Origin of the sequence: Acinetobacter sp. YH12205 (genome assembly GCF_013418125.1) — a bacterium.
GTDB lineage: Bacteria > Pseudomonadota > Gammaproteobacteria > Pseudomonadales > Moraxellaceae > Acinetobacter > Acinetobacter towneri.
The window spans coordinates 156,332-182,943 of record NZ_VPCQ01000003.1 but is presented as its reverse complement, the minus strand read 5'-3'; the positions used below and the strand labels follow the sequence as shown (position 1 = coordinate 182,943).

General features: G+C 41.2%; 20 protein-coding genes and 8 tRNA genes. 19 read left to right on the top strand and 9 right to left on the bottom strand.

What is annotated here, in order from left to right; genetic code table 11:
* The first annotated feature begins 99 nt into the window (after positions 1 to 99).
* Positions 100 to 4,650, top strand: coding sequence for an Hpt domain-containing protein (locus tag FTU92_RS05265; RefSeq protein WP_180095794.1), 4,551 nt, complete (start codon positions 100 to 102; stop codon positions 4,648 to 4,650).
* Positions 4,651 to 4,653: 3 nt separating this feature from the next.
* Complete coding sequence (locus FTU92_RS05260; protein WP_167846162.1) at positions 4,654 to 5,112, top strand: hypothetical protein; 459 nt, start codon at positions 4,654 to 4,656, stop codon at positions 5,110 to 5,112.
* Between the two features lie 81 nt (positions 5,113 to 5,193).
* On the opposite strand, the gene dapE is transcribed toward FTU92_RS05260, so the two are convergent.
* From dapE to FTU92_RS05245, 3 genes are all read right to left on the bottom strand, one after another.
* On the bottom strand, positions 5,194 to 6,327 hold the full coding sequence (gene dapE, locus FTU92_RS05255; protein ID WP_180095792.1) for a succinyl-diaminopimelate desuccinylase: 1,134 nt from the start codon (positions 6,325 to 6,327) through the stop codon (positions 5,194 to 5,196).
* A 140-nt stretch (positions 6,328 to 6,467) separates the two neighbouring features.
* The gene (locus tag FTU92_RS05250) at positions 6,468 to 6,614 is read right to left on the bottom strand and encodes an entericidin A/B family lipoprotein (RefSeq protein ID WP_004968261.1); all 147 of its coding nucleotides are present in this window, start codon (positions 6,612 to 6,614) and stop codon (positions 6,468 to 6,470) included.
* Between the two features lie 120 nt (positions 6,615 to 6,734).
* Positions 6,735 to 7,619: a DUF1853 family protein gene (locus FTU92_RS05245; RefSeq protein ID WP_179988576.1), complete on the bottom strand. Its 885-nt coding sequence runs from the start codon at positions 7,617 to 7,619 to the stop codon at positions 6,735 to 6,737.
* A gap of 87 nt (positions 7,620 to 7,706) precedes the next feature.
* Here FTU92_RS05245 and FTU92_RS05240 point away from each other — a divergent pair, with 87 nt between their 5' ends.
* The 11 genes from FTU92_RS05240 (at position 7,707) to FTU92_RS05190 (ending at position 10,439) form a co-directional block, all read left to right on the top strand.
* Positions 7,707 to 8,087 (top strand): YbaN family protein, encoded by a 381-nt coding sequence (locus FTU92_RS05240; protein ID WP_004968265.1) that lies wholly within the window; start codon positions 7,707 to 7,709, stop codon positions 8,085 to 8,087.
* A gap of 9 nt (positions 8,088 to 8,096) precedes the next feature.
* Complete coding sequence (elsL, locus tag FTU92_RS05235; RefSeq protein WP_131261501.1) at positions 8,097 to 8,621, top strand: cell wall-recycling L,D-carboxypeptidase ElsL; 525 nt, start codon at positions 8,097 to 8,099, stop codon at positions 8,619 to 8,621.
* Between the two features lie 273 nt (positions 8,622 to 8,894).
* Positions 8,895 to 8,970 (top strand) — tRNA-Val (locus FTU92_RS05230).
* Positions 8,971 to 8,996: 26 nt separating this feature from the next.
* Positions 8,997 to 9,073: transfer RNA gene (locus tag FTU92_RS05225), tRNA-Asp, on the top strand.
* Positions 9,074 to 9,124: 51 nt separating this feature from the next.
* Positions 9,125 to 9,201: transfer RNA gene (locus tag FTU92_RS05220), tRNA-Asp, on the top strand.
* A 20-nt stretch (positions 9,202 to 9,221) separates the two neighbouring features.
* Positions 9,222 to 9,297 (top strand) — tRNA-Val (locus FTU92_RS05215).
* Between the two features lie 14 nt (positions 9,298 to 9,311).
* Positions 9,312 to 9,388, top strand: a tRNA-Asp gene (locus FTU92_RS05210).
* 101 nt (positions 9,389 to 9,489) lie between these two features.
* A tRNA-Val gene (locus FTU92_RS05205) sits at positions 9,490 to 9,565 on the top strand.
* Between the two features lie 64 nt (positions 9,566 to 9,629).
* Positions 9,630 to 9,706 (top strand) — tRNA-Asp (locus tag FTU92_RS05200).
* Between the two features lie 101 nt (positions 9,707 to 9,807).
* A tRNA-Val gene (locus FTU92_RS05195) sits at positions 9,808 to 9,883 on the top strand.
* A gap of 94 nt (positions 9,884 to 9,977) precedes the next feature.
* Positions 9,978 to 10,439: a DUF2750 domain-containing protein gene (locus tag FTU92_RS05190; protein WP_004977378.1), complete on the top strand. Its 462-nt coding sequence runs from the start codon at positions 9,978 to 9,980 to the stop codon at positions 10,437 to 10,439.
* Between the two features lie 25 nt (positions 10,440 to 10,464).
* On the opposite strand, the gene FTU92_RS05185 is transcribed toward FTU92_RS05190, so the two are convergent.
* The 4 genes from FTU92_RS05185 to yccS all read right to left on the bottom strand — a co-directional run bounded on the left by FTU92_RS05185 (position 10,465) and on the right by yccS (position 17,106).
* Positions 10,465 to 11,283 (bottom strand): YdcF family protein, encoded by an 819-nt coding sequence (locus tag FTU92_RS05185; protein WP_131261500.1) that lies wholly within the window; start codon positions 11,281 to 11,283, stop codon positions 10,465 to 10,467.
* Positions 11,284 to 11,450: 167 nt separating this feature from the next.
* Entirely contained in the window at positions 11,451 to 14,069 is a 2,619-nt protein-coding gene (locus FTU92_RS05180; RefSeq protein ID WP_179996997.1) for a sulfite reductase flavoprotein subunit alpha, read from the bottom strand.
* 154 nt (positions 14,070 to 14,223) lie between these two features.
* Positions 14,224 to 14,784: a YcxB family protein gene (locus FTU92_RS05175; protein ID WP_004977388.1), complete on the bottom strand. Its 561-nt coding sequence runs from the start codon at positions 14,782 to 14,784 to the stop codon at positions 14,224 to 14,226.
* 147 nt (positions 14,785 to 14,931) lie between these two features.
* The gene (yccS, locus tag FTU92_RS05170; protein ID WP_180095884.1) at positions 14,932 to 17,106 is read right to left on the bottom strand and encodes a YccS family putative transporter; all 2,175 of its coding nucleotides are present in this window, start codon (positions 17,104 to 17,106) and stop codon (positions 14,932 to 14,934) included.
* Positions 17,107 to 17,357: 251 nt separating this feature from the next.
* Here yccS and FTU92_RS05165 point away from each other — a divergent pair, with 251 nt between their 5' ends.
* The 3 genes from FTU92_RS05165 to gltS all read left to right on the top strand — a co-directional run bounded on the left by FTU92_RS05165 (position 17,358) and on the right by gltS (position 22,092).
* Entirely contained in the window at positions 17,358 to 18,542 is a 1,185-nt protein-coding gene (locus tag FTU92_RS05165) for a multidrug effflux MFS transporter (protein WP_180095881.1), read from the top strand.
* A gap of 400 nt (positions 18,543 to 18,942) precedes the next feature.
* A complete protein-coding gene (locus tag FTU92_RS05160) occupies positions 18,943 to 20,235 on the top strand; it encodes a DcaP family trimeric outer membrane transporter (RefSeq protein ID WP_180095790.1) in 1,293 nt (430 codons plus the stop codon).
* 615 nt (positions 20,236 to 20,850) lie between these two features.
* Positions 20,851 to 22,092, top strand: coding sequence for a sodium/glutamate symporter (gene gltS, locus FTU92_RS05155; RefSeq protein WP_180095788.1), 1,242 nt, complete (start codon positions 20,851 to 20,853; stop codon positions 22,090 to 22,092).
* Positions 22,093 to 22,183: 91 nt separating this feature from the next.
* Here gltS and chrA read toward each other — a convergent pair whose 3' ends face one another.
* Positions 22,184 to 23,410, bottom strand: coding sequence for a chromate efflux transporter (gene chrA, locus FTU92_RS05150; protein WP_180095786.1), 1,227 nt, complete (start codon positions 23,408 to 23,410; stop codon positions 22,184 to 22,186).
* A 270-nt stretch (positions 23,411 to 23,680) separates the two neighbouring features.
* Here chrA and FTU92_RS05145 point away from each other — a divergent pair, with 270 nt between their 5' ends.
* The 3 genes from FTU92_RS05145 (at position 23,681) to FTU92_RS05135 (ending at position 26,061) form a co-directional block, all read left to right on the top strand.
* Positions 23,681 to 24,655 carry a patatin-like phospholipase family protein gene (locus tag FTU92_RS05145; RefSeq protein WP_162164697.1) on the top strand — a complete coding sequence of 325 codons (975 nt, stop codon included), beginning with the start codon at positions 23,681 to 23,683 and terminating at the stop codon, positions 24,653 to 24,655.
* Positions 24,656 to 25,010: 355 nt separating this feature from the next.
* Positions 25,011 to 25,181, top strand: a complete 171-nt coding sequence (locus FTU92_RS05140) for a hypothetical protein (protein WP_167846155.1) — start codon at positions 25,011 to 25,013, stop codon at positions 25,179 to 25,181.
* Between the two features lie 358 nt (positions 25,182 to 25,539).
* The gene (locus FTU92_RS05135) at positions 25,540 to 26,061 is read left to right on the top strand and encodes an acyl-CoA thioesterase (RefSeq protein ID WP_004977311.1); all 522 of its coding nucleotides are present in this window, start codon (positions 25,540 to 25,542) and stop codon (positions 26,059 to 26,061) included.
* 183 nt (positions 26,062 to 26,244) lie between these two features.
* On the opposite strand, the gene FTU92_RS05130 is transcribed toward FTU92_RS05135, so the two are convergent.
* Positions 26,245 to 26,457: a hypothetical protein gene (locus FTU92_RS05130; protein ID WP_004977309.1), complete on the bottom strand. Its 213-nt coding sequence runs from the start codon at positions 26,455 to 26,457 to the stop codon at positions 26,245 to 26,247.
* Positions 26,458 to 26,612: the final 155 nt, after the last annotated feature.

Sequence of the window (26,612 nt, the reverse complement as noted above, 5' to 3'; positions counted from 1 at the left end):
ATCGCAAAGATGAACTTAACTTTTGGGTTAGGGGCATTCAGGATGGTTACAATTAAGTTGAAGTGCCTTTTGGTGCTGAAAACGTAAGAAGCCTTAGCTATGAAAGAAATATTAAAAAATTTAGTCGAAACAATGACGCTTCCTGAAGATAGTTATCTTGAGCAAGATGCGGAAATTCTTGAAATTTTTGTCGAAGAAATTGAAGAAATCTTCGAAGAATTAAATCCATTATTTACAACTTGGTTTGCGAACCCAACAGATCAAGAAACTTTAGTAACTATTCGTCGTCACTTTCACACTTTAAAAGGCTCGGGTCGCATGGTGGGTGCGAAGTCTGCGGGCGAGTTGGCATGGACGGTTGAAGATACTTTAAACCGTGTGCTTTCGGGTACGGTAACACTCAATACTGATATTCAAAAATACGTAAAAACTGTTTTAAATATTTATCAATACAAGCTTTATCCAATTTTTAAGCAAGTCGGTTTAATTGATCTTGATTTACGCCCATTGGTGCTTTTAGGACAACAATTACAGCAAAACCAAAGTCCTGAACCTGCATTGGAAGAGTTGCTAGTTCTTGCGGATCAACTGACTGCAACTGATATGCCGACAGGACTAGAATTGGCGGATGCTGCAGTTGAATCATCAGAAGATGTAATGACTGCTGAAGAAATGCCACAGACAGAAGTTGCACAAGAAGCGGCTACTGATGCGAGTTTATTGGCTGAAACTCTGGCTATTTTTGTGGAAGAAGCTGAAGAGCATTTAGCAACCATTGATCAGTTCTTGGCACAAGATCAGATTCGATCACAAGACTATAATGGCTTAATCCGCGCTTTACATACACTGCGCGGCAGTTCATCTATGGCGCAAATTGATCAAGTTTTTCAAGCCAGTTCTAAAGTTGAAAACTTGTTTAAAACGTTTGTACAAGATGAAATTGAATCTACATCAAAAGAAACTGCGCTGTTGGTGCAATATGCAGAATTTGTCCGGGATTATCTGCATGTACTTCGTCAAGGTCACTGTGATGGTTTAGATGTAATCTATGCAACTTTTAATAAAGCATGGGATAGCTACGGCTTTAGCACCAGCGATACAGAAGACTCTAATCCTCAAGGTTTAGTATCGAAGCTAATCGAACTGAATATTGATCGTTTACTTGATGCCGAATTTGAATTTGATAAATTGGCGCAAGCGCAATTCCCAAGCTATTTAGAAGAACTCAGCGCACAAGCACAATTATTGGTAGAGCATACAGATAACCGTGCGTCTGTGGGTATCCATCAATTTACTGAAGAACTTAAAGCCGCTTACGACAGTGTTTTAGCCAAGCCAATCTTGCTTAACTCTGAATATGGTTATGAGTTATTTGCACAGGCGCACCAAGAGTTTATTCATTTATTCGATACCTTGGCTGCGGGACAGCGTGTTACGGTTACAGAAGACATTCAGAAAAACTTAAATGACTTAACTGCATTTGTGCAGCAAGACATTGATGCAATTGCACTTGAAGATGCTGAAACATCAGTGCGCGACAATGCTGTAGAAACAACAGTTGTTGCAGAACCTGAAGCGGTGCCTGCTGCAGTTGCTAGCGAAAATTCGGGCACAGTGAATTTGGCGCAATTGTCACAACGTATTGCATCAGATCAACAAAACATGCATGCCGATGATGCCAATAAAGACTTCGATCCTGACTTGCTGGATATCTTCTTGGAAGAAGCAGAAGAGCTTTTGGTGGGTATGGATGAAGATGTTAATACTTGGTCAAAAGACGCCAGCGATACTTCGGCTTTAAACAACTTAATGCGTTATTTGCACACTTTAAAAGGTGGTGCAAATATGATTTCTGCGACGCATATTGGTTTAATTGCACACAACCTTGAGTCGATTTACGAGCGTATCATTAACAACCAAATTGTTGTTTCACCTGCGTTAATTCAAATTATTCGTTTGGTGCAAGATGATATTGCAGACCGTATTCAGACCATTCGTGATGAGCGTGTGGACTATGCTGCGCCAGAGTCGATTGCAATTTTAGGCAACATTGTTAGCTTGGCACAAGGCGATGCAGATGTGTCAGTTGCAAGTGCGACAACCGCAGCGCAGCCTGAACAGACTATTGAGGCAGTAGAAGAGGTTGATGCACAGCCTGAGTTGGCGGTAGAAGCGTTGCAAGATACAACTGCAGATTTAGCTGAAGATGACGCAGTTATTGCTGATGATGCACATTTTGAAGACGCTGCTGCTGCGGCATTTGAGCCGATCACAGAAACTGCAAGTCTTGAAGCAAGTGCTGAATCTGAAGATGAGCAATTACATTCAATTGTGGTTGAGACTTTCAGAGAAGAAGCGGAAGAAATTTTGGATGCTGCAGATCAGCGTTTGAAACAATGGTTTGAACAGCGTAGTGACCGTAGTATCTTGCTTCAATTACAACGTGCGGCACACAGCTTAAAAGGCGGTGCACGTATGGCTGAAATTGAGCCTGTTGCGCAAATTGCCTATCAACTTGAAAGTGCCTTTGAACAGTTTGCGGTGCATCAATTTAACTCAAATGTTTATGATGCTTTATTGCAAACCACGTTGGCGTGGTTGCGTGATGCAATCTTCAAAGCAGATTACAGCAATTATGACAGCTTAAAATCTAGCTTGTCGGCGATGCAGTTTGTAGATGTATCTGCGCAATTGCCCGAGCGTTTAACGCATACCGACTTGTTATCGCCAAGCCGTAGTTATGAGTTTGTTCAGGGTGATGGTACAGAGCCACCTGCAATGTCGGGTGAGTGGGGCGAAACCACACAGCTGGATAATAGCAATGAGATGATTCGTATCTCTGCCGATTTAGTCGAGAAGATGATTGACTTGTCAGGCGAGAACTCGATTAACCGTTCACGTATTGAAATGGAGCTTGGGCAACTAGGCGGTACGTTGAATGAGATGGAATTGGCGATTAAACGTCTTGCCGATCAGTTACGCCGAATGGAAGGCGAGCTGGAATCGCAAATTATTGCCAAGCATGGTTCTGAAAACTCACGTTATGCAGACTTTGACCCATTAGAGATGGACCAATATTCATCGTTGAATCAGTTGTCTAAATCTCTGGCGGAATCTGCATCGGACTTGGTGGACTTTAAGAGCACCTTGGCTGAAAAAATTCGTGATGCCGAAGGTTTGTTATTACAACAATCACGTATTCAGGCTGAAATTCAAGAAAGCTTGATGCGTACACGCCTTGTACCATTCTCACGTTTATTGCCACGTTTACAACGTATTGTGCGTCAGACTTCATCGACCTTAAACCGTCCGACAGAACTGGTGGTTTATAACACTGAAGGTGAATTAGACCGTACCATTCTAGAGCGTTTGGTGACACCGTTTGAACACATGCTGCGCAACGCGGTCGACCATGGGATTGAAGACCCTGCACAACGTGCTGCAGCCAATAAACCTGAAGTTGGTAAAATTGAACTGAACATTACCCGTCAAGGCACAGATGTTGTGGTGACTTTTGTGGATGATGGTAAGGGTATTGATGATGCCAAGATTAAAGAAAAAGCATTGAGCTTAGGTTTAATCAAAGCCGATCAGAATTTAGATAAAAACGAAATTCTGCAATACATTTTCCACCCAGGCTTTACAACAGCACAATCGGTTACACAAATTTCAGGTCGTGGCGTTGGTTTAGACGTGGTGCAAAGTGAGATTAAGGCGCTCGGCGGTCACGTTTCTGTAGATTCAACATTAGGTCAAGGCACAACCTTTAGTATTCGTGTACCAACGACGGTTGCGGTATCCGATGCCTTAATGGTTAAAGTTGGTGATCAACAATTTGCTGTACCGTTGGCGCAAATTGACCGTATTGTACGTATTGCACCAACCACTTTGGAATCTTACTTCAACAGCAATGAAGATTTCTTCCAAATTGACAACCAGAACTACAAGTTACGTTACTTATCTGAGTTCGTTGGCAATCAGCCATTACCGCGTTTAAGCCATGTGGGTCATTCACTACCTGTTCTGTTAATTAAAGGCAGCACAGGTCAAACCATTGCTTTACTAGTCGATCAGTTGATTGGTTCGCGTGGTCAAATTGTTGTGAAACCAATTGGACAACAGTTCTCAAGCATTGGTGCAATTGCAGGCGCAACTATTTTGGGTGATGGTCAAGTTTGTTTGATTTTGGATGGTCAGAACATTGCCCGTCAAATTCTTGCAACGCAACGTACCAAACAAGCCAGCGATCAACGTGATAGCCAACGTCGTGATACGCGCCGCTTAATTATGATCGTGGATGACTCAGTCACCGTACGTAAAGTAACTTCACGTCTGCTTGAGCGTCAAGGTTATGATATCGTGACTGCTAAAGATGGTGTCGATGCCATGGAGCAGCTTGAAAACGTCAAACCTGACTTGATGTTACTGGATATTGAAATGCCACGTATGGATGGTTTTGAGGTGACTAACCTTGTGCGCCACCACGACATGCATAGCAATCTGCCGATCATCATGATTACGTCACGTACAGGTGAAAAACACCGCGAACGAGCGTTTAGCTTAGGTGTGACGCATTACATGGGGAAACCGTTCCAAGAGGCAGAATTGCTTGCCAATATTGAACAATTATTAGCAGTCAGTCAGGGGTAAACGATGAGTCAGACGAATAGTCCAAATTTACTCGGGCAAATCAGTCAGCAAGAGCTGCAACATTTAATTACCGTATCTACCGGTTTTATTGATGCTTATATTGTTGAATGTCATGGTAAACAACCGATGCTGATACCTCAAAATATTGTGTTGTCAGCGCTGGATAACGCCACTCAAGTTAAAACTGTGGAATGGCACGAATCGCAATTGCCTGTTTATGCAGTCAATGACCCAGAGAAAAAAATGGGCGTGGCACTGGTCATTGAAGGTGATGAAATGGAGCAGCGTTTTGCTTTGATGTGCAATGAAATGCCTAAAACACTGCGCTTGCGTATTTCTGAAGTGGTAGATGATGACCAACAAACCACGACTGATCCTGCGGTATTCCAATATGTCCGTATGGGTGAGCAGGTCTTTCATGTACCAAATTTACAATACATTCAAGAAAACTTGACGGCTTAAACGCAATTTTCTCCGTTGTAAAATAGAAAAGGAACTCAAATAGAGTTCCTTTTCTGCTTCATGCAACTAATCTTATTGGATTTAAGTTAGTAATCCTTCCAAAATCTGTTCATAAATTTCTGCCAATGGCTCTAAATCAGCCACATCAACATGCTCGTTAATTTGGTGAATGGTGGCATTGAGTACGCCTAACTCCAACACTTGTGCACCTGTCGGCGCAATAAAGCGACCATCAGATGTACCGCCACTGGTCGATAATTCTGTTTCAACACCTGTGACATTGCGAATGGCTTGACGTGCAGCATTAACCAATTCGCCCACAGGGGTTAAAAATGGCAAACCTGAAAGCGTCCACTCGATTTCATAATCCACTTGATGGCGATCTAAAATTTGCAAGACACGTGCTTTTAGCTCATCTGCAGTCACTACAGTCGAATAACGGAAGTTAAAGGTCACCGTCATGTTACCTGGGACAACATTGGTCGCACCTGTTCCTGCTTGAATATTTGAAATTTGAAATGAGGTGGCAGGGAAATATTCATTGCCATAATCCCATACCGTTTCACACAGTTCCGCAATTGCTTTAGACGCGGTATGAATCGGGTTAATTGCCAAGTGTGGATAAGCCACATGACCTTGTTTGCCTTTTACAGTCAAGACACCATTGAGCGAACCGCGACGCCCATTTTTAATAATATCGCCTAATTTATGGGTACTTGAAGGTTCACCTACCAAACACCAAGTCATTTTTTCCTGACGTGCTTCTAAAGTTTCAACGACTTTGACGGTGCCGTTAATAGAGGGGCCTTCTTCATCAGAAGTGATCAAAAAGGCAATTGAGCCTTTGTGATCAGGATGTTTGGCGACAAAGCGTTCAGAGGCAACGACCATGGCTGCCAATGCTGTTTTCATGTCGGCACTGCCACGACCATAAAGTTTGCCATCACGAATTTCAGGTACAAATGGATCGGTATTCCATGCGTCTAAATTGCCTGTCGGTACAACATCTGTATGACCTGCAAAGCAAAAGACAGGTGCTTCTGTACCTTTACGCGCCCAGAGGTTATCTACATCGTCAAAACGCATAGATTCAATCTTAAATCCAATTTTTTCTAAGCGTTCTGCCATGAGGTTTTGACAGTTGTGATCGACAGGAGTGACAGACGGTTGGCGTAAAAGCTGAAGGCTTAAATCCAGAGTAGCAGAAGAGGTCATGAGAGTTTCAGACGTTTATCAAGAGTAAGTGCTAATAATAGGGGAATAATGCAACAAAAGTGAAATTTTAGCGTGAAAAACCTTGTCCGAGAACAAGGTTTTTTGTGGTTTTTGTGAAGATATTCGTGAAATACTCAGAATTATTTGCGAATTTCTTGTTGGGTTTTTTCAGCAGTGTTACTCACCGCATGACCTGCAGAAGATACGTCTTCGCCCACGCCTTTAATTGTATTACAACCCGTTAAAACAAAGGTTAATAGCAGTGAAGTCACTAGAATTTTTTTCATGATCATCTCCAATATGCTCTAGATAGATTATTTTGATGTGTTTTTTAGCTTAGGAAATAAACAGAATAATAAATAGGCAACTTTTATGGTGCTTACGTAATAAAATGTTGAAACAGTTATTCAGCGTGTTAAAGGGGGATAGCTAATCAGCGGTGCAGCACGATACATATAAAATTGTGAATGTGCCGCCCGATAATACAAGCCATCTCCCCACCATTGATTCGGTAGGCTACTGGCTTGAGCATTTTGACAAATCCATTCATGACGTTGTAGGCGATAAAACCGTTCTGCTTGGGCAGGAATATCACTCCCCCAAAGACCTAAACGACGAGCGCGATTAATCCAGTGTGGAGTAAGTGTTGTAGATGATTGTGCCAAGTGATGTATGGCGAAATACAATTGTCCTTTGAGTACAGCAAAACGGCGTTGAATCGGCACATCCAAGGCTTGCTTAAATTGAAATTGCTTTTGACTAAAATGATTCAGTTTACGCGCCAAAGTATCGGAGCGGTTTAAACCATACCAGTGTGCCAAAGAGCAATCCGCTTCGGCTAAATAGTATTTTAATGCGACTTCCCAATGTTCAACCTGCTGTGTGTCATGGTTGTGCAGTAAAAAATCCAGTTCACCCACAGTTTTAGCGCCATCAATAATTTGAATACTGTGTCCCAATAATTCGAAGGGATGATAATCACGATCACGCAGCCAAAACCACATCAGCATTTCAAAGCGTAAGCCTAAACGGGTGCTTTTCAGTTGATTTAAAAAGTCGTACACTGCTTCTGGATGTGAATCTAAATAGGCTAAACGTGATTGATAAGCGTGATAATGCTGCTGCCAAAAAGTATCTGAATGGAATTCAAAAGCATGTTGAATGGGCAATTGCTCAGGCACAGCACATAAAATATTCGGACTTGCCACACTAAAAGCCAACTGACGGATGAGTGGGGTTTTGTAGGTCAGCCATACTTCGGGCAGAAGTTCGGGTTGATACAACTCAATCATTATGAATCCATGCTGAAAAATGCAGAATTACAACGGAAAATTAAAAAACGCTTTATACTACCGCAATTCGTAGTTTAGGACAGTGGTATGCAAAGCTTGTTATGGCGAAGTTTAGTGGTGATCTTTGTCATCCTTGGCTTTATTGGTGCATTGTTGCCGGGTATGCCTACTACAGTTTTTTTGATTTTAGCAGCTTGGGCATCGTCACGCGGTTGGCCGCAAATGGACAACTGGTTACTGAATCATCCTAAATATGGCAGTACACTCAGAGATTGGCGCGCCAATGGTACTGTACCGCGTAAAGCCAAATGGTTTGCAACGATCATGATGAGTATTAGTGCCGTGATCATGCTGTTCACAACTGCGCCCGTTGCGGTCAAAATTTTTACCAATACCACCATGTTGGTGGTGTGTATTTGGTTGTGGTTACGTCCTGAACCACAGCCGCCCACGAAAGAAGAAGAATAGGGTAGCGCAATGTCTTTTTTATACACACAAGCAGATATTTTGATTGATTTAGCCGAGCAAACTTTATATTTGCCGAAGCATCAGAAACTCTACGTCATCTCGAGTGGTGTGAATGGCATTGGTGAAACTGAAAATAGTGGTAAAACACCACGTGGCTGGCATGAAGTCGCTTTAAAGTTTGGTGAAAATGAACCTGAAAATGCAGTGTTCATTGCACGTCAACCGACAGGGGAAATTTACAATTTAGATTTAGCTGAACAATTTCCTGAACGAGACTGGATTTTGAGCCGCATTTTATGGCTCAGTGGTTTGCAAGAAGGTTTTAATCAAGGCATCGGCTGCGATACTTTTCAGCGTTATATTTATATACATGGCACACCAGACACAGAACCGATGGGCATTCCTGCATCGCATGGCTGTATTCGGATGCGTAACCACGATATTTTAGAATTGTTTGAACTGATTCCAGAAAAAGCCTTGGTTTATATTTCTGAACACAAGCTAGATTTAAATAGCTTAGGGTTGCTTGGTTGATGGTGCGTTGATGGTGCGAGTTAATTGAATAAAGTTGTATCTATCACAACATAAAAAACCAACATATTGAGCAGATAGATTGCAGAGCTAACAAGTTGAAAAGCACATTAATTTTGCTTGAAAACTAAAATAACTTGCAGAATTTGTTTGTTTTTATAGCGGATCACCTATTTTTTAATCACTCAGTCACAAAAAACTGAAAACAAGCCGAAAAGCGTTTGACAGGCGGTAAAGATTCTCTATAATGCACCTCACAAACGATAAAGACGTTAAGGGCGCTTAGCTCAGTTGGTAGAGCGTCTGCCTTACAAGCAGAATGTCGGCGGTTCGATCCCGTCAGCGCCCACCAAGCCTTTACGTTATAGATTCTTACGTGCAGCGGTAGTTCAGTTGGTTAGAATACCGGCCTGTCACGCCGGGGGTCGCGGGTTCGAGCCCCGTCCGCTGCGCCACTTAAGATTCTTTAACCATTGTTTGTACCACAATAGTGACTTTGTGTAAGTGCAGCGGTAGTTCAGTTGGTTAGAATACCGGCCTGTCACGCCGGGGGTCGCGGGTTCGAGCCCCGTCCGCTGCGCCATTTACATAAATTGCTTTTGAGGGCGCTTAGCTCAGTTGGTAGAGCGTCTGCCTTACAAGCAGAATGTCGGCGGTTCGATCCCGTCAGCGCCCACCAGATTCTTTTGCGATGCAGCGGTAGTTCAGTTGGTTAGAATACCGGCCTGTCACGCCGGGGGTCGCGGGTTCGAGCCCCGTCCGCTGCGCCATTCAAAAGAAAAGTTTAGGTTGCCTGATAGACTTAAACTGAAATGATGCAAAGTTTGACAGTTTTGCAAAATCAGAACAAAATATTGTTTTAATCTTATCAGGGCGCTTAGCTCAGTTGGTAGAGCGTCTGCCTTACAAGCAGAATGTCGGCGGTTCGATCCCGTCAGCGCCCACCATATTTTAGTATTTATGCTTGTCATACATACAAAAAAGACCTTAATTGCTTACGCAATTACCGTTGCAGCGGTAGTTCAGTTGGTTAGAATACCGGCCTGTCACGCCGGGGGTCGCGGGTTCGAGCCCCGTCCGCTGCGCCATTTTTCATTCCCTGATGTGAAAAATGTATTTCAAAGTTCAAGACGACGTTCTTTGCTTGTCTTGCATCATAAAAAATAACGATGTTATTTTTTAATCTTCAGGGCGCTTAGCTCAGTTGGTAGAGCGTCTGCCTTACAAGCAGAATGTCGGCGGTTCGATCCCGTCAGCGCCCACCATATCCTTTCATCCTCATTTATCTTATATTACTTGCGTATTGCAATAAATTCGCCTAAAATTTTTATTTAATAATAATACTAATATCCGTGACTTATGCGAAATCCTTATCAACGTAAAGCTGCATCTAAGCAAGCAACGCAAACTTATAATGCACAAGATATTTACAAGCAATTTATTGAGACCATTGTGTCTCAGGGGCATGTTTTTGCATTGTATGAAGATGGCTGGGCGCTCTGTGCCACGCCTACAGGGCAACGTGCTTTTGCAATGTGGCAAAATAAAAGTCTGGCAAAACTGTTAATTAAAGACAATTGGGCCAATTATCAAGTCGAAGAAATTTCACTGAAAGATTTTATTGAAAAAGTGATTCCATTTTTACGTCAGGAAGCCACCAATATTTCGATGAATCTAAGCCCAGAAGGGCAGAATGTATTGGTTGCCCCTGAAAAGTTATTGCTTGATCTAAAAAATTATTTGTATCAGGTGTATATGCAAAAACCTGAATTTTTTAAAGATATGCAAATTCCTTTACCACGCTCGATACGTTTGAATTAAGCGATCTGCTTGCTAGATTTTATTTTTAATACTCATTCAGCAGCCAACCACTGATATAAGCAAAATACTCGCGTAACCATGCGTTATAGCGGGTATAGAGTGGTGTCGTTGCACTGAGCATGCTGAACTGTGTGTATCCTTGTCGTTTGGCAATGGCTGCTGCACGTGGTGTGTGAAAGTCGCTGGTGACAATTATAATCGGTTGGGTTTTATCTGTGCCTAATGTATGCAGCAAGGGCTGACTGTTTTTCAAATTAAGTGCCGTACTGGTGCTTTGGGTTTCCAAGATAATGTGTGATGCTGCAATTGCATAACGTTGTTGCAAATAATTAGACATCACCTGTGCTTCAGTGAGTTGTTCCGCAAATGCAGGGCCACCACTAACAATGAAATAACTTTGAGGATGCTCCAAGGCATACGCGGCTGCAGTATCCAGTCGTTTGGCGAGCGTGGGCGATGGTTGTCCATTTTCAATGCCACTGCCGAGTACAATCACCACTTTAGCATTGTTGGTTACAGTATTTTGCTGCTGTGTACTGAAATGAATATAAGTAAAAAAGATCAGCAGGCTGATGCACCACAGCCAAAATACGCCCCAACCGAATTTCCACAGCCAATCTAAGCGTGTATGTTGTTTTAAGTAGCTTTGAATCCAAGTATAGAAAATGGCATAACACAGCAGCATCATGCCTATTAAAACAGGTAAAACGGTGCCGAAATGAATTTTCTTTAAGCTGATGAGATAGGCACCATCCAATACTAAAATTAATCCAATTAGGCTACTCAATATTCTTTTAAATAGACTAAATTGTGTTTGTACGTGACTTGCTTGCATGCCTTGCATAATTTTATTGTACTGTGATGCTGTACAAACAGTATAGCCGAAGCTGCTGAAAAATTTTGCCTCAACTGAATTATGTTTCGGCTGAGGCTATGGATAAAACTTGGGTGAATTGCCAAGTTTTAGCTATAGAGCTACAGCGCAAGCCATTTAAAAAGTGTCAACAAATCCTAATACACATCTCGGCGATAACGTCCTTGCTGACGTAATTGTTCCAGTTGAGTCTCACCCAAAATATCTTTTAAGGCTTGGTCGACATCACTGGCCATGCCTTGAATGCTACCGCAGACATAAATCACGGCATTTTGTTCAATCCAGCGTTTTAATTCTTCAGCCTGTTCGCGTAACTTATGGTGTACATAGACTTTTTCGGCTTGATCACGGGAAAAGGCCAAATCAAGGCGTTGTAGCATACCTGTGCTTTGCCAAGCCTCGATGGTGTGCTGATAAAAGTAATCGTGCGCTTGCTGACGTTCACCAAAAAACAACCAGTTTTGGGTGTAATTCAGGCGGGTACGTGCATGCAATAAGCTCATTAATCCTGCAAGCCCTGTACCGTTGCCAATACAAATAATTGGGCGGTCATCATCAATTAAATGGAAAGATGGATTATTGCGAATGCGTAATGCGATATTTTGCCCAAGTGCAGCATGTGCAGTTAACCAACCTGAACCTAAGCCAAGCTCGCCTTGAGCATCGAATTTTTGACGCACCACAAGTCTTAAAACCTGTTGTGAAGGAATACTGGCAATTGAATATTCACGACTAGGCAAGGGTGAAAGTTGTGCCAATAATTCATCCGCAGTTTTAAATGTCTGAATTGGCGCGGTGAGGTCTTTATCTGCCAAAGCCTGTACTAAGGTTTGCTGACCATCAGCAAGAATTGTATTGGCATCGAGTTGATGCTGTTTTAAAAAGGCGTGAATCCGTGCAGTGCTGTTTTCAGGCTGAATTTCTGCAATATCACCTGCAGACCAATGCACATCATGTTGTGCTAACAGTTCAATATTGAAGGCGGGTGCGCCTAAACTGTTGGGATTTAGCAAGTCACGTTGCTGTAAGGTCCATGTATCAAAAGTTTTTTCGATATGCATACTTGGTAAGTCAAGTTGTGTGACCTGTACCAAAGCCTGATTCCAACGCTGTATGTCTGCAGGATTGGCATTATTTACTTCAATGGTATTGAACAAGGCATGTGCTTGATTACGTTGCAACCATGCAGCAATCGTATGTCCAAAACGGCAGTAATGATCTGCATATTCACGTGAACCTAAAGCCAGTACTGCATAACGCAAATGACTCAGGTCACAGGTTTGCGGTAGGATTTTTTTCACAAAACTTGAGGTCAAATCGGGTGCATCACCTGTGCCATAGGTGCTGGCAATACATAACAGTTGGGTGGTGTTTTTAAGGTCTTCAAGGCTGAGATGTTGCAGAGCTTTGACTATGACAGATTGATGTGCTTCTTGCAGACTAGTAGCGGTGCGCCATGCCAATTGTTCGGCAGTACCTGTTTGGCTGGCATAGACAATGAGCCAGTGTGCAGCATTTGGGTCGATCTGAAATTGAGTCTGGTTTTGACGTGCAGCAAGAGTCAAACGCTTTTGTTTACGACGTTTTAAATACAGCATCCAACCTGTGACGAAAAACAGCGGCATCATCAATGCAGAAAGCATGGCTAAAAATTGATAAACAGGCCCAAAGAAACTACCGCGATGCACAGGCAGCATACTGCTCATGATTTTTTCATTAAGCCGTTTGTCTACATATAATTCAAGTTGAGTAATACGTGCTTGTTGATAATCAAAAGTTGCGTTATTGCGGGCACGTTCATGTTGTGGAATGACATCGACAAAGTTAATTTCAATTTCACTATTGGCGTGTTTAGGCACATTAAAAGTGATACTGGAATAATCCTGCCCCAATTGCTGCGGGAAATGTTGCCATGCCTTCGTCAATGCCAGATTGATTTGTGCCTGATCCAGCGTATTCTGCTTGGCTGGTTTTGTAGTGTTTGCGCGGCGTCCTGCAGTTTGTGTTTGCGCAGCCTGATGAAGTGCTTGAGCATTTGAATTTACAGGTTTGTTGCGTCCATCTGCTTGCAATTGCGCTTGTGGTCTTTCCACACCCATGACTTTAAACATGCCATTGCGCCACCACTCATACGACCAATACAGTCCTGTGCATGCCAAAACTAGATAGAAAATCACGACCCACGTGCCCACTACGGCATGTAAGTCCCAAATAAAATTACGTCCTTTTAATTGAGGTTTGAGCGCAAACCATTGTTTAAATGAATGGCGTTTCGGCCAGCGTAGGTAAATGCCACTTAACACAAAGAACAACAACATGAGGGTACATGCGGCTGTAATTTGTTTACCAATAGGCCCTACGGTTAAGTTGCGGTGTAATTGCTGAATAAACTGGAAAAATTCACGTCCCCGAATGTCAGGCAACACTGCTGCCGAGTAAGGATTAATCAGGATATTTTGTCCACGTTTTGCACCTTCTTTCGCAATATTGATGGTTGAAGATGCAGCCGGGTCTTTTGCAACGGTGATGCTATTAATTTTATAGTCAGGTTGGGTACGCTGAAAATGTTGATAAATTTCTGCAGGGCTTAGTTTGGCTTTCTGCTCAACTTGTACCTGATAACTGTTCGGATTCATCCATTTTAGAATTTCTTGTTCGTAGGAATAAATCGCACCTGTCACGCCCATGAGTGACAAGATCAGTCCTGCAGTAATACCAAGGAACCAGTGAATTTGGAAAAAGGCTTTCTTCAGCATAAGCGTTGGTTGTTGAGTATGAATTGTGATGCAGAATAATGCAGAGATGAAGTTAATGCAAATGCTATTTATTCTCATTATCGTTCATTGTTTTAATTTTAAGCAAAAAAACCTCCATCACAGGGGATAGAGGTTTATTTTTAAATAGGGATATTTAGATTTGCTTGGCTTCGCCTGCAGCTTCAGTCAAATGCTTGCGAATGGTGTTGAACGAAAAGTTCTTGCTGTCCATACGCTTAGGCAGAATATAAGCACCTTGCTGACCTTTTACTTTGAAGTTCATCAAGATAAACTCAGGGGTATTGTACCATTCATACACATCTTTCCAGCCAATTGCACCCACGCCTTCTTGAGCGCCCATTTGCTGACGCATCACGATACCGTGCGGCTGTACGCCTAAACGAATCCCTTTAATTTCTTGAACAGGAAATTCATTCATTTTTCGCTTAACGTACCATTCCAAGCCGTATTTACGCACGAGCAGGTAGAGCACCACACAGACAATGGCAACCCAGCAGAAAATTGTCGAATAATTTTTTAATAGCAGAATGCCTAAAATGGAAAGGGCAACAATCACACCCATAATAATCCATGCTTTCATGCCAATTTTATTGGTACTGCGCCAAATTACCAGTTGTGCGTGACGTTGTTCTTCTTCAGAAACTTCGTAGATCACAGGCTGTAGGGTATAGGCGTATAAACTTTTCGCGGTCATAGTGAAACTAACAAATTTAAAACTATAAAAAGTTTAGCATTAATTGCTGTCATGCAGTGAGTATATTGTCGCAAAATCATGCTAAGGTCGGTGAATACTTGTGCAGCTTAGGGCGAATAAGTAGGCACTGACCGTTTGCAGGATTGTTTATAAAGACGCCAGTTCAGTTGCGTCCTGATCATGTTCGTGGCTTAAACTTTGTTTTAAGCGACTTAATTGTTGCAAGATACTCATCATCAAAGATAATTGCTGCAAAATAATTAATGATTTTTGATCTTCTTCTTTGTTTTGGCTTAAACGCTGACGAATGGTTTGCAACATGTTGTGTGCACTTAAATCTGGCGTTTCATCTTTCAGTAAAGCACCTTGAATATCGTCCATTGCTTGATCGAGCAGTTGCAAGACTTCCTGATCGTCAATTTTGTCACGATGCGCACCAAGTGCAGCAATATAGCTAATAAAGGTGTGATCTAGACACAAGAACTCAAAGGCTTGAGCTTTTTGATTGGGGTCAAAATCAGGTTCGGTGGCGAGTGTTGAAATCAGTGAAGCAACTTCTGCATCGGTATTATGAGCAGCACGGCGCACGACACGATAATTCAAACCGTTGTTGCGTCCATTTTTATATTGTTCAATCACTTCTGCCAAATAGCCACATTGCGCGGTGAGTGAGCGGCGAATCGTGCGTGATAGACGGCGGAATTTCCAATCGGGGAAGATAAAACTCACGCCAAACCATGCTAGCGCACAACCAATTAAGGTATCGACCATACGTGGCACAGCTGCGGCATAGCCCAAACCTTCTAGGTTAAAATTCATCAGCGCCAAAATGGTCATAAAGGCAGTGGCTTGTGCATATTGTTTACTGCGCAATTCAAAGAACAACATGCCACTAATCACTAAAACCAGTAATTGCCCTTCAACGGACGGTACAAAATATAAAATGGTGTAGCCGACTACAATCCCTGCTAACGTCCCAATAATACGCAAACGTAAACGCCGTTTGGTGGTGTTAAAGTTAGGCTGCATCACAAACAGGGCGGTCAGTAAAATCCAGTAGCCATATTGAATGTTGGTGACTTGCACAAAAATATAGCCAATCAACAGCACAATCGACAAACGAATGGCGTGGCGGAACAAAACCGATTCGGGGGTTAAATGCTGCTTAATCCGAATGACAATATCATCCCAACTTTTTAAGTCATCATCTTTCAGTTGCTGTTCAATATGTTTGGATTTATCCAGTTTAATATTACGTTCGGTTTCAAGGTTACGCAGTTGAGCATCAATTGATTTCAGGTTTTGGTATAGGGCAAACAATGCATTAATCCAGACTTGGTCATATTGCTGTTCACTGCGCAGTTTTTCTAAAGACTGTTTAAGATTTTCAAAAGCATGTTTAAAACGCTTGTTATGCACATAAGGTTTACGGTGCAAAATGCTTTCGCTTAAATCTTTACAGGCTTTGCCCTGAATCGACAAAATGCGTTGGAAGCGAAATAAAATATCGCTGTGCTGAAATATTTTCGCCAGTTTTTGATAATCAATATGTGCAGAGTCGGCACGTTCGTGAATGTCTTGTGCGACAAAGTAATATTGTAAGCTACGTCGGGTATCTTTTTGCCCGCGGTCACCTTTTAAACGGGTCAGTAAAGCGGTTTTTAAGTCGTTAAAAATCGCAATTAATTTGCCATTTTCAAGTGATAAATCAATGATACTTTGTTGATAACTCGGTGCAGTCATATCCACATCAAATAGATTTGATTTGGCAAATAAAAAATCACCCAAAGAAGAATAACTGAGTGAAAGTTTGTCTTGTAAGGCACGAACAGGGAACAGTAAAAAGCTGATGGTCGAAATTAAGCCGTACCAAATTGCGCCCGAAACCAAAAGCAGCGGCTGCATGTACCAGTCATCAAATAGGTTGACGCCAAGCATGGAATAGACTGACACCACCAAACAGCCATAAGAAATGGTGGCATAACGTCGTCCGAGCGAACCGAGCAAAATTAAGACAATACACGACAGGATTAAGCCTGTAGCAAATAAAATAGGATGCGGAAATAAAAACTGAATTGATGTGGCGGTAACAAAGAAACCAATATAGGTATAGAGCTGATTGACAATACGCACCGAAAAACGGTCATCAATATCACTCAAACCTGCGGCAAGCACACCTAAAGTTAAAGGAATAGTGGCAAGCTGCATCCCCATAAAATAGGGAACAAAAGCAGTTCCCGCAAATGCAATGAGCATGCGGATGTTATACATAAATGTGGTGTTATAGGTCGCTTGTTTGAGCTTTATCAGCCAAGGTTTCAACATCATTCCTTTAAGTAAACTTTTCTGTCTAAACAGAGATTTATGCTGCAAGATGAAGGTTTGCGTACATTGTAACTGTAGATGAGATGTTTAGAGTACCTAATATGTGAAAATTCATCTTTGATCACAACAAATCATACTATGGAGCGTGTAAGCTTGTCTGTACATCTGTCATTTCATCATAAAATATGAGCATATCGAAAACGCTGCCAAGTTCAAGCAGTACGCCACCATCTGCGCAACAACCCAACATGCGGCAATATTCGACTGCGTGGATTTTATTGTTGGCGTTATTGACTTCGCTTGGGCCTTTATCGATTGATATGTATTTGCCTGCCTTGCCCGTTATGGCAAGCGAGTTTGGCGTATCGACCCAAATGGTCGCAAACAGTTTGCCTGCCTACTTTTTAGGTTTGGCATTGGGTCAACTGATTTATGGGCCGCTGAGTGATCGGATTGGACGTAAGCCGCCTTTATATTTTGGCTTGGCACTATTTTCACTCGCCAGTATGTTGTGCGTGTTTGCTCAAAATGAATGGGGACTGATTGCTGCACGTATTTTGCAGGCTTTGGGTGGCTGTGTGGGTGTGGTAATTGCACGAGCAGCTATTCGTGATCGCTTGGATTTGCAAACATCCGCTCAAGCTTTTTCGAGCATGATGATTGTGATGACCATTGCGCCCATTATTGCACCTACGCTGGGCGCATGGGTACTTAGATGGATGAATTGGCAAGCTATTTTTGTAGTGCTGACCTGCGTTGGAATTATTTGCTGTTTATGTGTGCACTTCTTTTTTAAAGAAACTTTGGCGAAAGAACGTCGTTTAAATTTGAACTTTCAGCAAGTACTGACCTTATATTTTGCCATTTTAAAAGATCGTGATTTTCGTTTTCCAATGTTGGCAGGCTGTCTGACTGGTGGGGCATTGTTTTGCTATATCAGCGGTTCAAGTGCAGTCATGATGGATCAATATGGCTTGAGTGAAACAGCTTTTGCTTATGTGTTTGGTGCCAATGCGATTGGTATTATGCTGTTTTCGACCCTGAATAAAAAAATCAGTGGCAAATTGGGTGTGTTACAACGCTTAAAATTGGGCAGCATGATTCAACTGAGTGGTGCGGTCATTCTACTGCTTGCAGGTAGTTTGGGGTATGCACCTTTGGCATTGGTGATGATCGGTTTATTTCTTGCCGTGTCTGGGATTGGTTTTACAGGCCCGAATGCCATGGCACTGGCAATGGCAAAACAAGGCGCACGTGCAGGAACAGCCAGTGCGGTCATGGGTAGTGTGCAATTCTTTTGTGGCTTGATTGGTGGGGTGTTACTCAATTTTTTAACAGGTAGTGCTTTGCTGAATATGGCTGTATTAATGCTGCTATTTATTGGGTTTGGGATGTTTGCCGTTTTTCATATTTTACAACCGCAACCAGACTGAGTTGAGGTCAATACTTTTTCAAATGGTGATTTTTTTCGAAAAAATCGGGCTTTTTAACAGAACTGAAATATATACAATAGTCTAATGGTGGTGTAAATACTTGAATAATCAACCTATTTAAGGTGTTGAATTTTATATGGTTTAATTGTTTGAATCTGTAATTATGATTAATTGTGATTTCTTATTCGGGAAAACTGATTTTAATAAACGTCATAACTTGATAGATTGAAGCCTGTAATAAATGACACAAATTGTAATATTTTAAATATTTGGGTGTCTTGGACTATTTGGCAAAAGTGTTTTGATTTTTAAGCCATTTTTATAATTCGATGTGAAATCGATAGATGACGAACAAAATCATCATGCACGGATGCAGCGTTGTTTTATTTTGGAGAGATAAATGAGTCAATTACTCAACGGTCAGTTTATGATCAAAGGTTTAGCTATTGCCGTTACAACTTTAATGGTAAGTACTGCACACGCAGCAAAAACTGAGCAACAACAAATTCAAGAACTTCGTCAAGAAGTTGAAGCGTTAAAATCGTTAATTCAGCAACAACAGCAAGTACAACAACAGCAGCAAACTCAAATTGCCCAAGTACAACAGGCGAAGCCTGCTGCACCTGCAAGTGCATTAAGCAGTTTAAAGTCTAAATCTGGTGCAGATGTTTCTATTTATGGTTCGATCCGTGGTGATGCAAACTATATTATTAAAGGTGCGGATAATGACTTTAACTCAGCACATACAAGTAAAGAAGAAGCAAGTGACAAATTACGTGCTACCGCAAAAGTCACCCGCTTAGGTTTAGACTTTAATACACCTGTTGGTGACAACAAAGTAGGCGGTAAAGTTGAGGTTGACTTTGCAAGCGGATCTGACAACTTGCGTATCCGTCATGCTTATTTAACTTTAAACAACTGGTTATTCGGTCAAACCACATCGAACTTCTTGTCAAATCATGCACCAGAAATGATTGACTTTGCAACGAATATTGGTGGTGGTACAACACGTGTACCGCAAGTTCGTTACAACTATAAATTAGCCCCTGCAACAGAATTATTTGTTTCTGCTGAAGAAGGTAATAGTTCTTCGCAAATTTATGATGCTAAAGAGGATGAAATTGTTAGCTCTGACGTAACTTACCGAGCTCCAGTATTGACTGCAAAAGTGACTCAAGGTTTTGCTGATGGTAAAGGTTTAGCTTCTGCACGTGCATTGGTTGAACATTACAAATCAGAAGCAGCAAATGATGATAAAACTGGTTGGGGTGCTGCTGTAGGTACGAATTATCAAGTTGCAGAACCTTTAAAAGTGTCTGCTGATGTCTCTTATGTTAAGGGCAACAGCAACTACTTATATGGTAATAACTCTGCATTTTACGTAAATACAGTTAATGGTGAAATTGAGCAAAATGAAACGATTGGTGTACAAGTGGGTGCAACTTATAAGTTCTCACCACAACTACGTTCAACTTTAGCCTATGGTGCTTTATTTGCGGATGATGGTACAGACTATGCACGTTTAAATGTTGATGCTAACGAGAAAGTACAACAAGCGTGGATTAACTTTATCTATTCACCTGTAAAACCAGTCGATTTAGGTATTGAATATATCAACGGTGAGCGTGAAACTTTCAAAGGTCAAAAATTCAGTGATGACCGTGTGGGCTTTATGGCGCGTTATAGCTTCTAAGTCGCTACTTTTGAGCACAATTCAAAACAGAGCTTAATTTTAGGCTCTGTTTTTTTATGCTTTAAATTTATAACATTAATTCAATAACTTAAATTTTATTCACTTTTATAAAATGCTTTAACTTTCACTTATAGCTGAAAACAATCATTAAAATTTATAGAAAAAAACGCAGAAAATAGCAGCTTTTTGTCAAAAAAAATGCATAATGATCGACCTTTAATCTTGCTGTTTTTTATCAAGTGGTTGAATATCTTTATCGGAAGGTATTTATCCACCTCAGATATTTTGGAGCTTATATGAGATTACCTCTCAGTGTTAAGCCGATTCAGTTGTTTGCACTCGAAGTCACCCCGAAAGTGAAATTGCTGTCTTTTGTCTTTCTTTTCTTCTGTTCTAGGCAAACGCAGATGATAACGCTTGAGTGAAACCAAAGGATGGGTTGGCTGAGCGAAATGCGTACCTCTTAAACTTCGGTCAAATATGATACTGTTTACATACTTTGTATTGCGGCATTTTTTAGTTGATTTAGAGTCATAGTGATGCAAATACTTTGGTTTGCATAGACAGTTCTTGATCATATTAAAAATAATCTGCAATCACTATATGGATATTGCCATGGAATTTACTTTTAATGCGTTTTATACGCTGATTGCTGCGGTCATCGTCCTGCTCTTAGGGCGACTTTTAGTCAATAAAATTGATTTTTTAAAACGCTATAATATTCCTGAACCTGTTGCAGGTGGTTTGGTTGCCGCTATTGTTTCATTGTTGGTGAATCAATTTTGGGGTTATAGCATTACCACCAGTAGCGCATTGCAAACTAGCTTTATGCTTATTTTCTTCGCCTCTATTGGTTTAAGCGCGAACTTCACAAAATTGCGTCAGGGCGGAATCGGTTTAATTATTTTCTTGATTGCAATTTCCACATTTATTGTGGTGCAAAACTTTGTCGGCATTAGTCTTGCAACATTGTTAGGTATTGATCCACTAATTGGTTTAATTGCTGGTTCAATTACTTTAACTGGCGGTCATGGTACGGCAGGAGCATGGGGTGAAATTTTAGAAACCCAATATGGTATTCAAGGTGCTTTAGCGCTAGGAATGGCAAGCGCAACCTTCGGTTTGGTTATTGGTGGCTTAATTGGTGGTCCACTGGCTAAAACTTTAATCAACCGTCATCAATTGGCTGTACCACGTACCGACGAACAAAATGAAAAACGCGATAATACACCTGCGGATCAAGATTCCAATGAGTTTATTCCATTTGAATATCCGCATCAGGTGCGTTTAATCACAGCAGATAATGCAATTACTACTTTGGGTTTATTTGCAGCGTGTTTGGCATTTGCCGAATTTATGACAGGCGTTGCCAAAGGCACTATGTTTGAATTGCCAACTTTCGTTTGGGCATTGGCGGGCGGTGTGATTCTGCGTAATGTTTTAGAAAGTATTTTTAAAGTCAATATTTTTGACCGTGCGATTGATGTGTTTGGGAATGCATCTTTATCGTTATATTTGGCGATGGCGTTGTTGTCACTCAAATTATGGCAATTGGCCGATTTGGCAGGTCCTTTAATGGTGATTTTAGGTGCGCAAACGCTCACAATGGCGTTGTATGCTGCTTTTGTGACCTTCCGTATTATGGGGAAAAACTACGATGCAGCCGTGCTGGCAGCAGGACACTGTGGTTTTGGGATGGGGGCGACGCCAACAGCAGTCGCCAATATGCAGGCCATTACCAATATGTATGGTCCATCTTATAAAGCGTTCTTGATTGTGCCGCTGTGTGGTGCATTCTTTGTCGATTTAATTAACGTTGCGGTGATTCAATCTATTCTAAAATTCTTTGGTGGCTAAGCTCCAAAGAATTCAGGCTTGATTCAGTCATCCACAAAAAATGCCAGTTCAATTGAACTGGCATTTTTATTTGATCTGTAGCATTTTTCATTTAAGCCATGAAATGCAAGAATGCTGTATAGACCAGGAAACTATTAATTAGACTGAGCCAAACAGGTAGTTTGGATTTTAATAATCCAATCACCAAAACAATAAACAGCAGATCAGCAATACTCAAAATATGACGCTGTGCCATTTCGAGCACCATATACAGCAGCAAACCGACTACCGCTGCATTAATCCCTGTAACCGCATGACGAATATAGGCTTGCTGCATCAACCAAGACCAATAAGGCAAGGTGGCAAATACCAAAAAGAAAGATGGTATAAAAATCGCCAACGTGGCTAAAGTCGCATTCAGCAGCATAGATTCTGTCATTGGAATCAAACTGCCCAAATATGTTGCAAAGCTGAACAGTGGACCAGGCACCAATTGCGCCATGGCATAACCCAAATCGAACTGTTCTGCACTGACTAAGCCTGTGCTAACAAAATCTTGATGCAATAAAGGCAAAATGACATGCCCACCGCCAAAGACCAAAGATGCGGCTTGATAGAAACTTAAATTAGCTGCATAGAGTAAATGAGGTTGTAGCCAGTTTAGACCTGACAGCACAATAAAGGGTGCAACAAATAGTACCGCCCAAAATACAGCATAACGACGATGTTTGAGTAAATGTGCCGCAGTAAAATGCGTATCTGTCGCCCGTGTATTGGTGGATGATGGTGCAGCAGTCGGTGCTGCGCGTTTCGCCATCCAAATGCCAAAACAAGCTGCAATCAGAATCACTAAAACTTGATTGAAGCTCAAGGGCATCAGATAAATAAATAGGGCAGAAGCAAACATTAAGGCATATTGCCAAACCGTTTTACAAAAACTACGCAACATTTGCCAAAATGCCCAAGCCACCACGGCCAATACGATCAGTTGAATACTGTGAAAGCTATTTGACGACAGTACATCTAAATATTGATGTCCCAAAACTGCAACCAAAGCCATAAACAACGCTGAAGGTAGGGTGAAACCCAACCAAGCTAGGACTGCACCCCAATAGCCTTTTTGCAAATAACCAATCGCTAACCCCACCTGACTACTAGTTGGGCCAGGTAAGAGTTGTGCAAGTGCGACAATTTGTGAATACTGGGATTCATCTAGCCATTTGAGTTGTTGCACAAAACGCTGATGGAAAAACACCAAATGCGCTGCAGGCCCACCAAAAGACAGACAGCCTAATTGCAGAAAAATCCAGAATAATAAGGAATAAGAAGGTGTTGGCATATAATTTTAGACAGATTCGACTTGTGCGCCACTGTAGTCGCTAGACGTGACAGTTTAACGAATTACTACAAGGATCGGTTAAAATAATAGATAGACTATGGGCGCTCATGCAAGGTAAAAACAGAGAGCATAACTGTTGACGTTAAGAGGGTTGCTGTATCAAGTAGGCTGATCAACCTTGACACGATTGATGGTGAAATATCGACTGAAACCTATGGATTCAAGAAGGTCATTATGAAAATTGGGTATGTATCTCTTACAGCATTACTGATGGTGGGATGTCAGGTGGTGCCATCGCAGCAGCAATTTTCGACTCAAACTTTGCGTGAGTCGCAGCCCGTGGTTGAAGCAGAGTCGCGCCTGAATCAAATTGATTTTCGTCAGTTAAAACAACAAAAAAAACGTCCAGTTGTCGCCTTGGTTTTGGGCAGTGGTGGCGCACGTGGTTATGCACATATTGGGGTGATTGAAGTACTTGAGCAGTACGGTATTCATCCTGATTTTATTGTGGGCAGCAGCGCAGGCAGCATTGTCGGTTCAATTTATGCCAGTGGTAAAAATGCACAGCAATTACGTGAAATTGCCATGAATATGAAAGCCAATGATGTGCGGGATGTGACTTTAGATTTAAAAGGCTTTTTTGATGGTAAAAAAGTTGAAAATTATGTCAATGCACAAGTCGATCAACTCCGTTTGGAGCAATTTAAAATCCCGATGTACGTGGTGGCGACTGAATTAAAAGAAGGCAAAAAAGTTGTATTTAATTATGGCAATACGGGTCAAGCGGTGCGTGCGTCAGTGTCTATCCCAAGTATGTTTGTACCTACTAAAATTGCAGAACATGAATATGTCGATGGTGGTTTAGTGAGCCCTGTACCTGTCAAGGTTGCACGCGACTTAGGGGCAGATATTGTGATTGCCGTGAATATTTTGGCGCAGCCTATTCATACTGAAACCAGTAATGTGTGGGGATTGTTTAACCAAAATATTAATATTATGCAAAAGCATTTGGCCAATGAAGAATTGAAACTGGCAGATGTGGTCATTCAACCCGATTTACGTGAAAAAGCCCATATTTTTGATGTGAAAGGGCGCGAAGCGACCATGTTGGCAGGCGCAGAAGCAACTGCAGCGCAATTAAATAAAATCGATCAGGTCTATCAACAGCATCATTATGCGCATGGGCATAGAATTGTAGACTATAAAGTGAGTAATACTTTTGGGCTTTATGGACAGTTTAAATAGCTGTCCAGATCCTTCATTTAGGTCAATTCAATGAAATCAACAGATTTAACTTAAGTCTAATTAGGTGCTTGATAAAAATAACTTTAATGTTAGATTGCTTAGATTTATTCTTTGTAAGTATTTGATATTATAGTTTAAAAATAAAGATACCATAAAGATATCTAAATACTGAGATGAGGTATTTAGACTTAAAATCAATTTTTTAGCGTGTTCTTTCGCACCGTTTCCATTTATTCTATGTAGCATTTACTGAATTAGTTTTTTAAGCAGTTTACCAATTGAACATGCTTCCAAGACAGCCTAACTTTTGTGCTTCAGGACTTTAAAACTTTATAAAAAATCGAGGGGATACTTCATGCACGGCTTTGAAATTGGACAGCAGGTGAAACTTGCCACTATGGAGCAAGTTATTTTTACAGTGACGATGATTAATCCAGATGGTTCTTATGTGATTGAAGCTGCCTTAAGTTCCGAACAAACTTTGATTTATAGTAATGTATCGCAGGAAATGCTGCGCTTGGTTTAAATGTCGCAGCGAAGTTTGAAAATTTACGGGGAAATTGAACTTTTTTTCGTGTAAATTCGCCGAAATTTGCTTGAATAATCCATTGAATAAAAGATTTTAGATTGTTTTTTGAACACTTGAATCAGGGGGATTCACGTAATATTCAATTTGAACAAATATTCTAAAAAATCAGAAATGGATTAAAAAATAACAGCTTGGGAGTCTTAGTCTTTAGTCTTATAATTTTAAATAAATGTTATCATAAACAATATAAATAATAATGATGCAGTTGTTGCCGAAATGAACATTCAAACTTTTATAAACGCGATATAATAATAGGCTCATATCTTACTGTCTTTAAAAGAGTCTAGAGAACGCGATGTCACCATTAGATCAAATTGCCCCAGTGTTAGATGACCAGTCAGAATTAACCATGACCGTGTTAATGACACCCGACATGGCAAATTTCTCAGGGAATGTACATGGTGGAACAATTTTAAAACTATTAGACCAAGTGGCGTATGCATGTGCAAGCCGCTATTCGGGTAGTTATGTGGTGACCCTTTCGGTTGATAAAGTGAACTTTAAAGAGCCGATTCATGTGGGTGAATTGGTGACTTTCCTTGCTAGTGTGAACCATGTCGGTCGTACTTCAATGGAAATTGGGATTCGTGTAGAAGCACAAAATATTCAAAAGCGTACAGTGCGCCATACCAACAGCTGTTACTTCACTATGGTTGCTGTCGATGAAAATGGTAAACCAAAACAAATCCCTGCGTTGAAATTAGACAATGACTGGAAGCGTTGCCGTTTTGAAGCAGCAGAGCAGCGTAAAGTAGCACGTTTGCAAGAAAATCATCATCCATCTTGCAGCATTTATAAGAAAACTGAACAAAACTAAATTTTCATCAAATTTAGCTGAAAACCTGTTTGCAATTGTAGACAGGTTTTTTGTGCCTATTTTTTAATTTTGTCCAAGGCAATATTGATTGGCTTTGTAGATAAACAAAAACTGAGTAAACCGAGAGAGTGGCGGAAAACTCAGTTTTTGTATTCGATTTACATTTTTAAATGTATCTAAGTTTTAAGGCTGTTGCGTCGATGCAGCAGGGGTTTCAGTGCTTGCTTCAGATGCAGGTTGTGCAGCAGCTTGTTCTGAAGCTGGTTCAGCCACAGTTTCCTGCGTTGAAACAACCACTTTTTCCTGTTCTGTTGCTGTCGATTCAGCCTTTGCAGCAAAAGTAGTTGCAGTGGCAAAAGCAAAAGTTGAAGCGAGTAAAATTTGTGTCAATTTCATGGTTTGGCATCCTTATTTAAAGTTTTTCATGAGTAGTAGGGAGTGCTCAGCACAAGCATTAAGTAAAAAAACTTATTGCGGCTAAAGTGTTCAAGTCAGTCATCACCTGATTTGAACGGGCTGAACAGGAACTCATGCTAAAGAGCCAAAGCTAT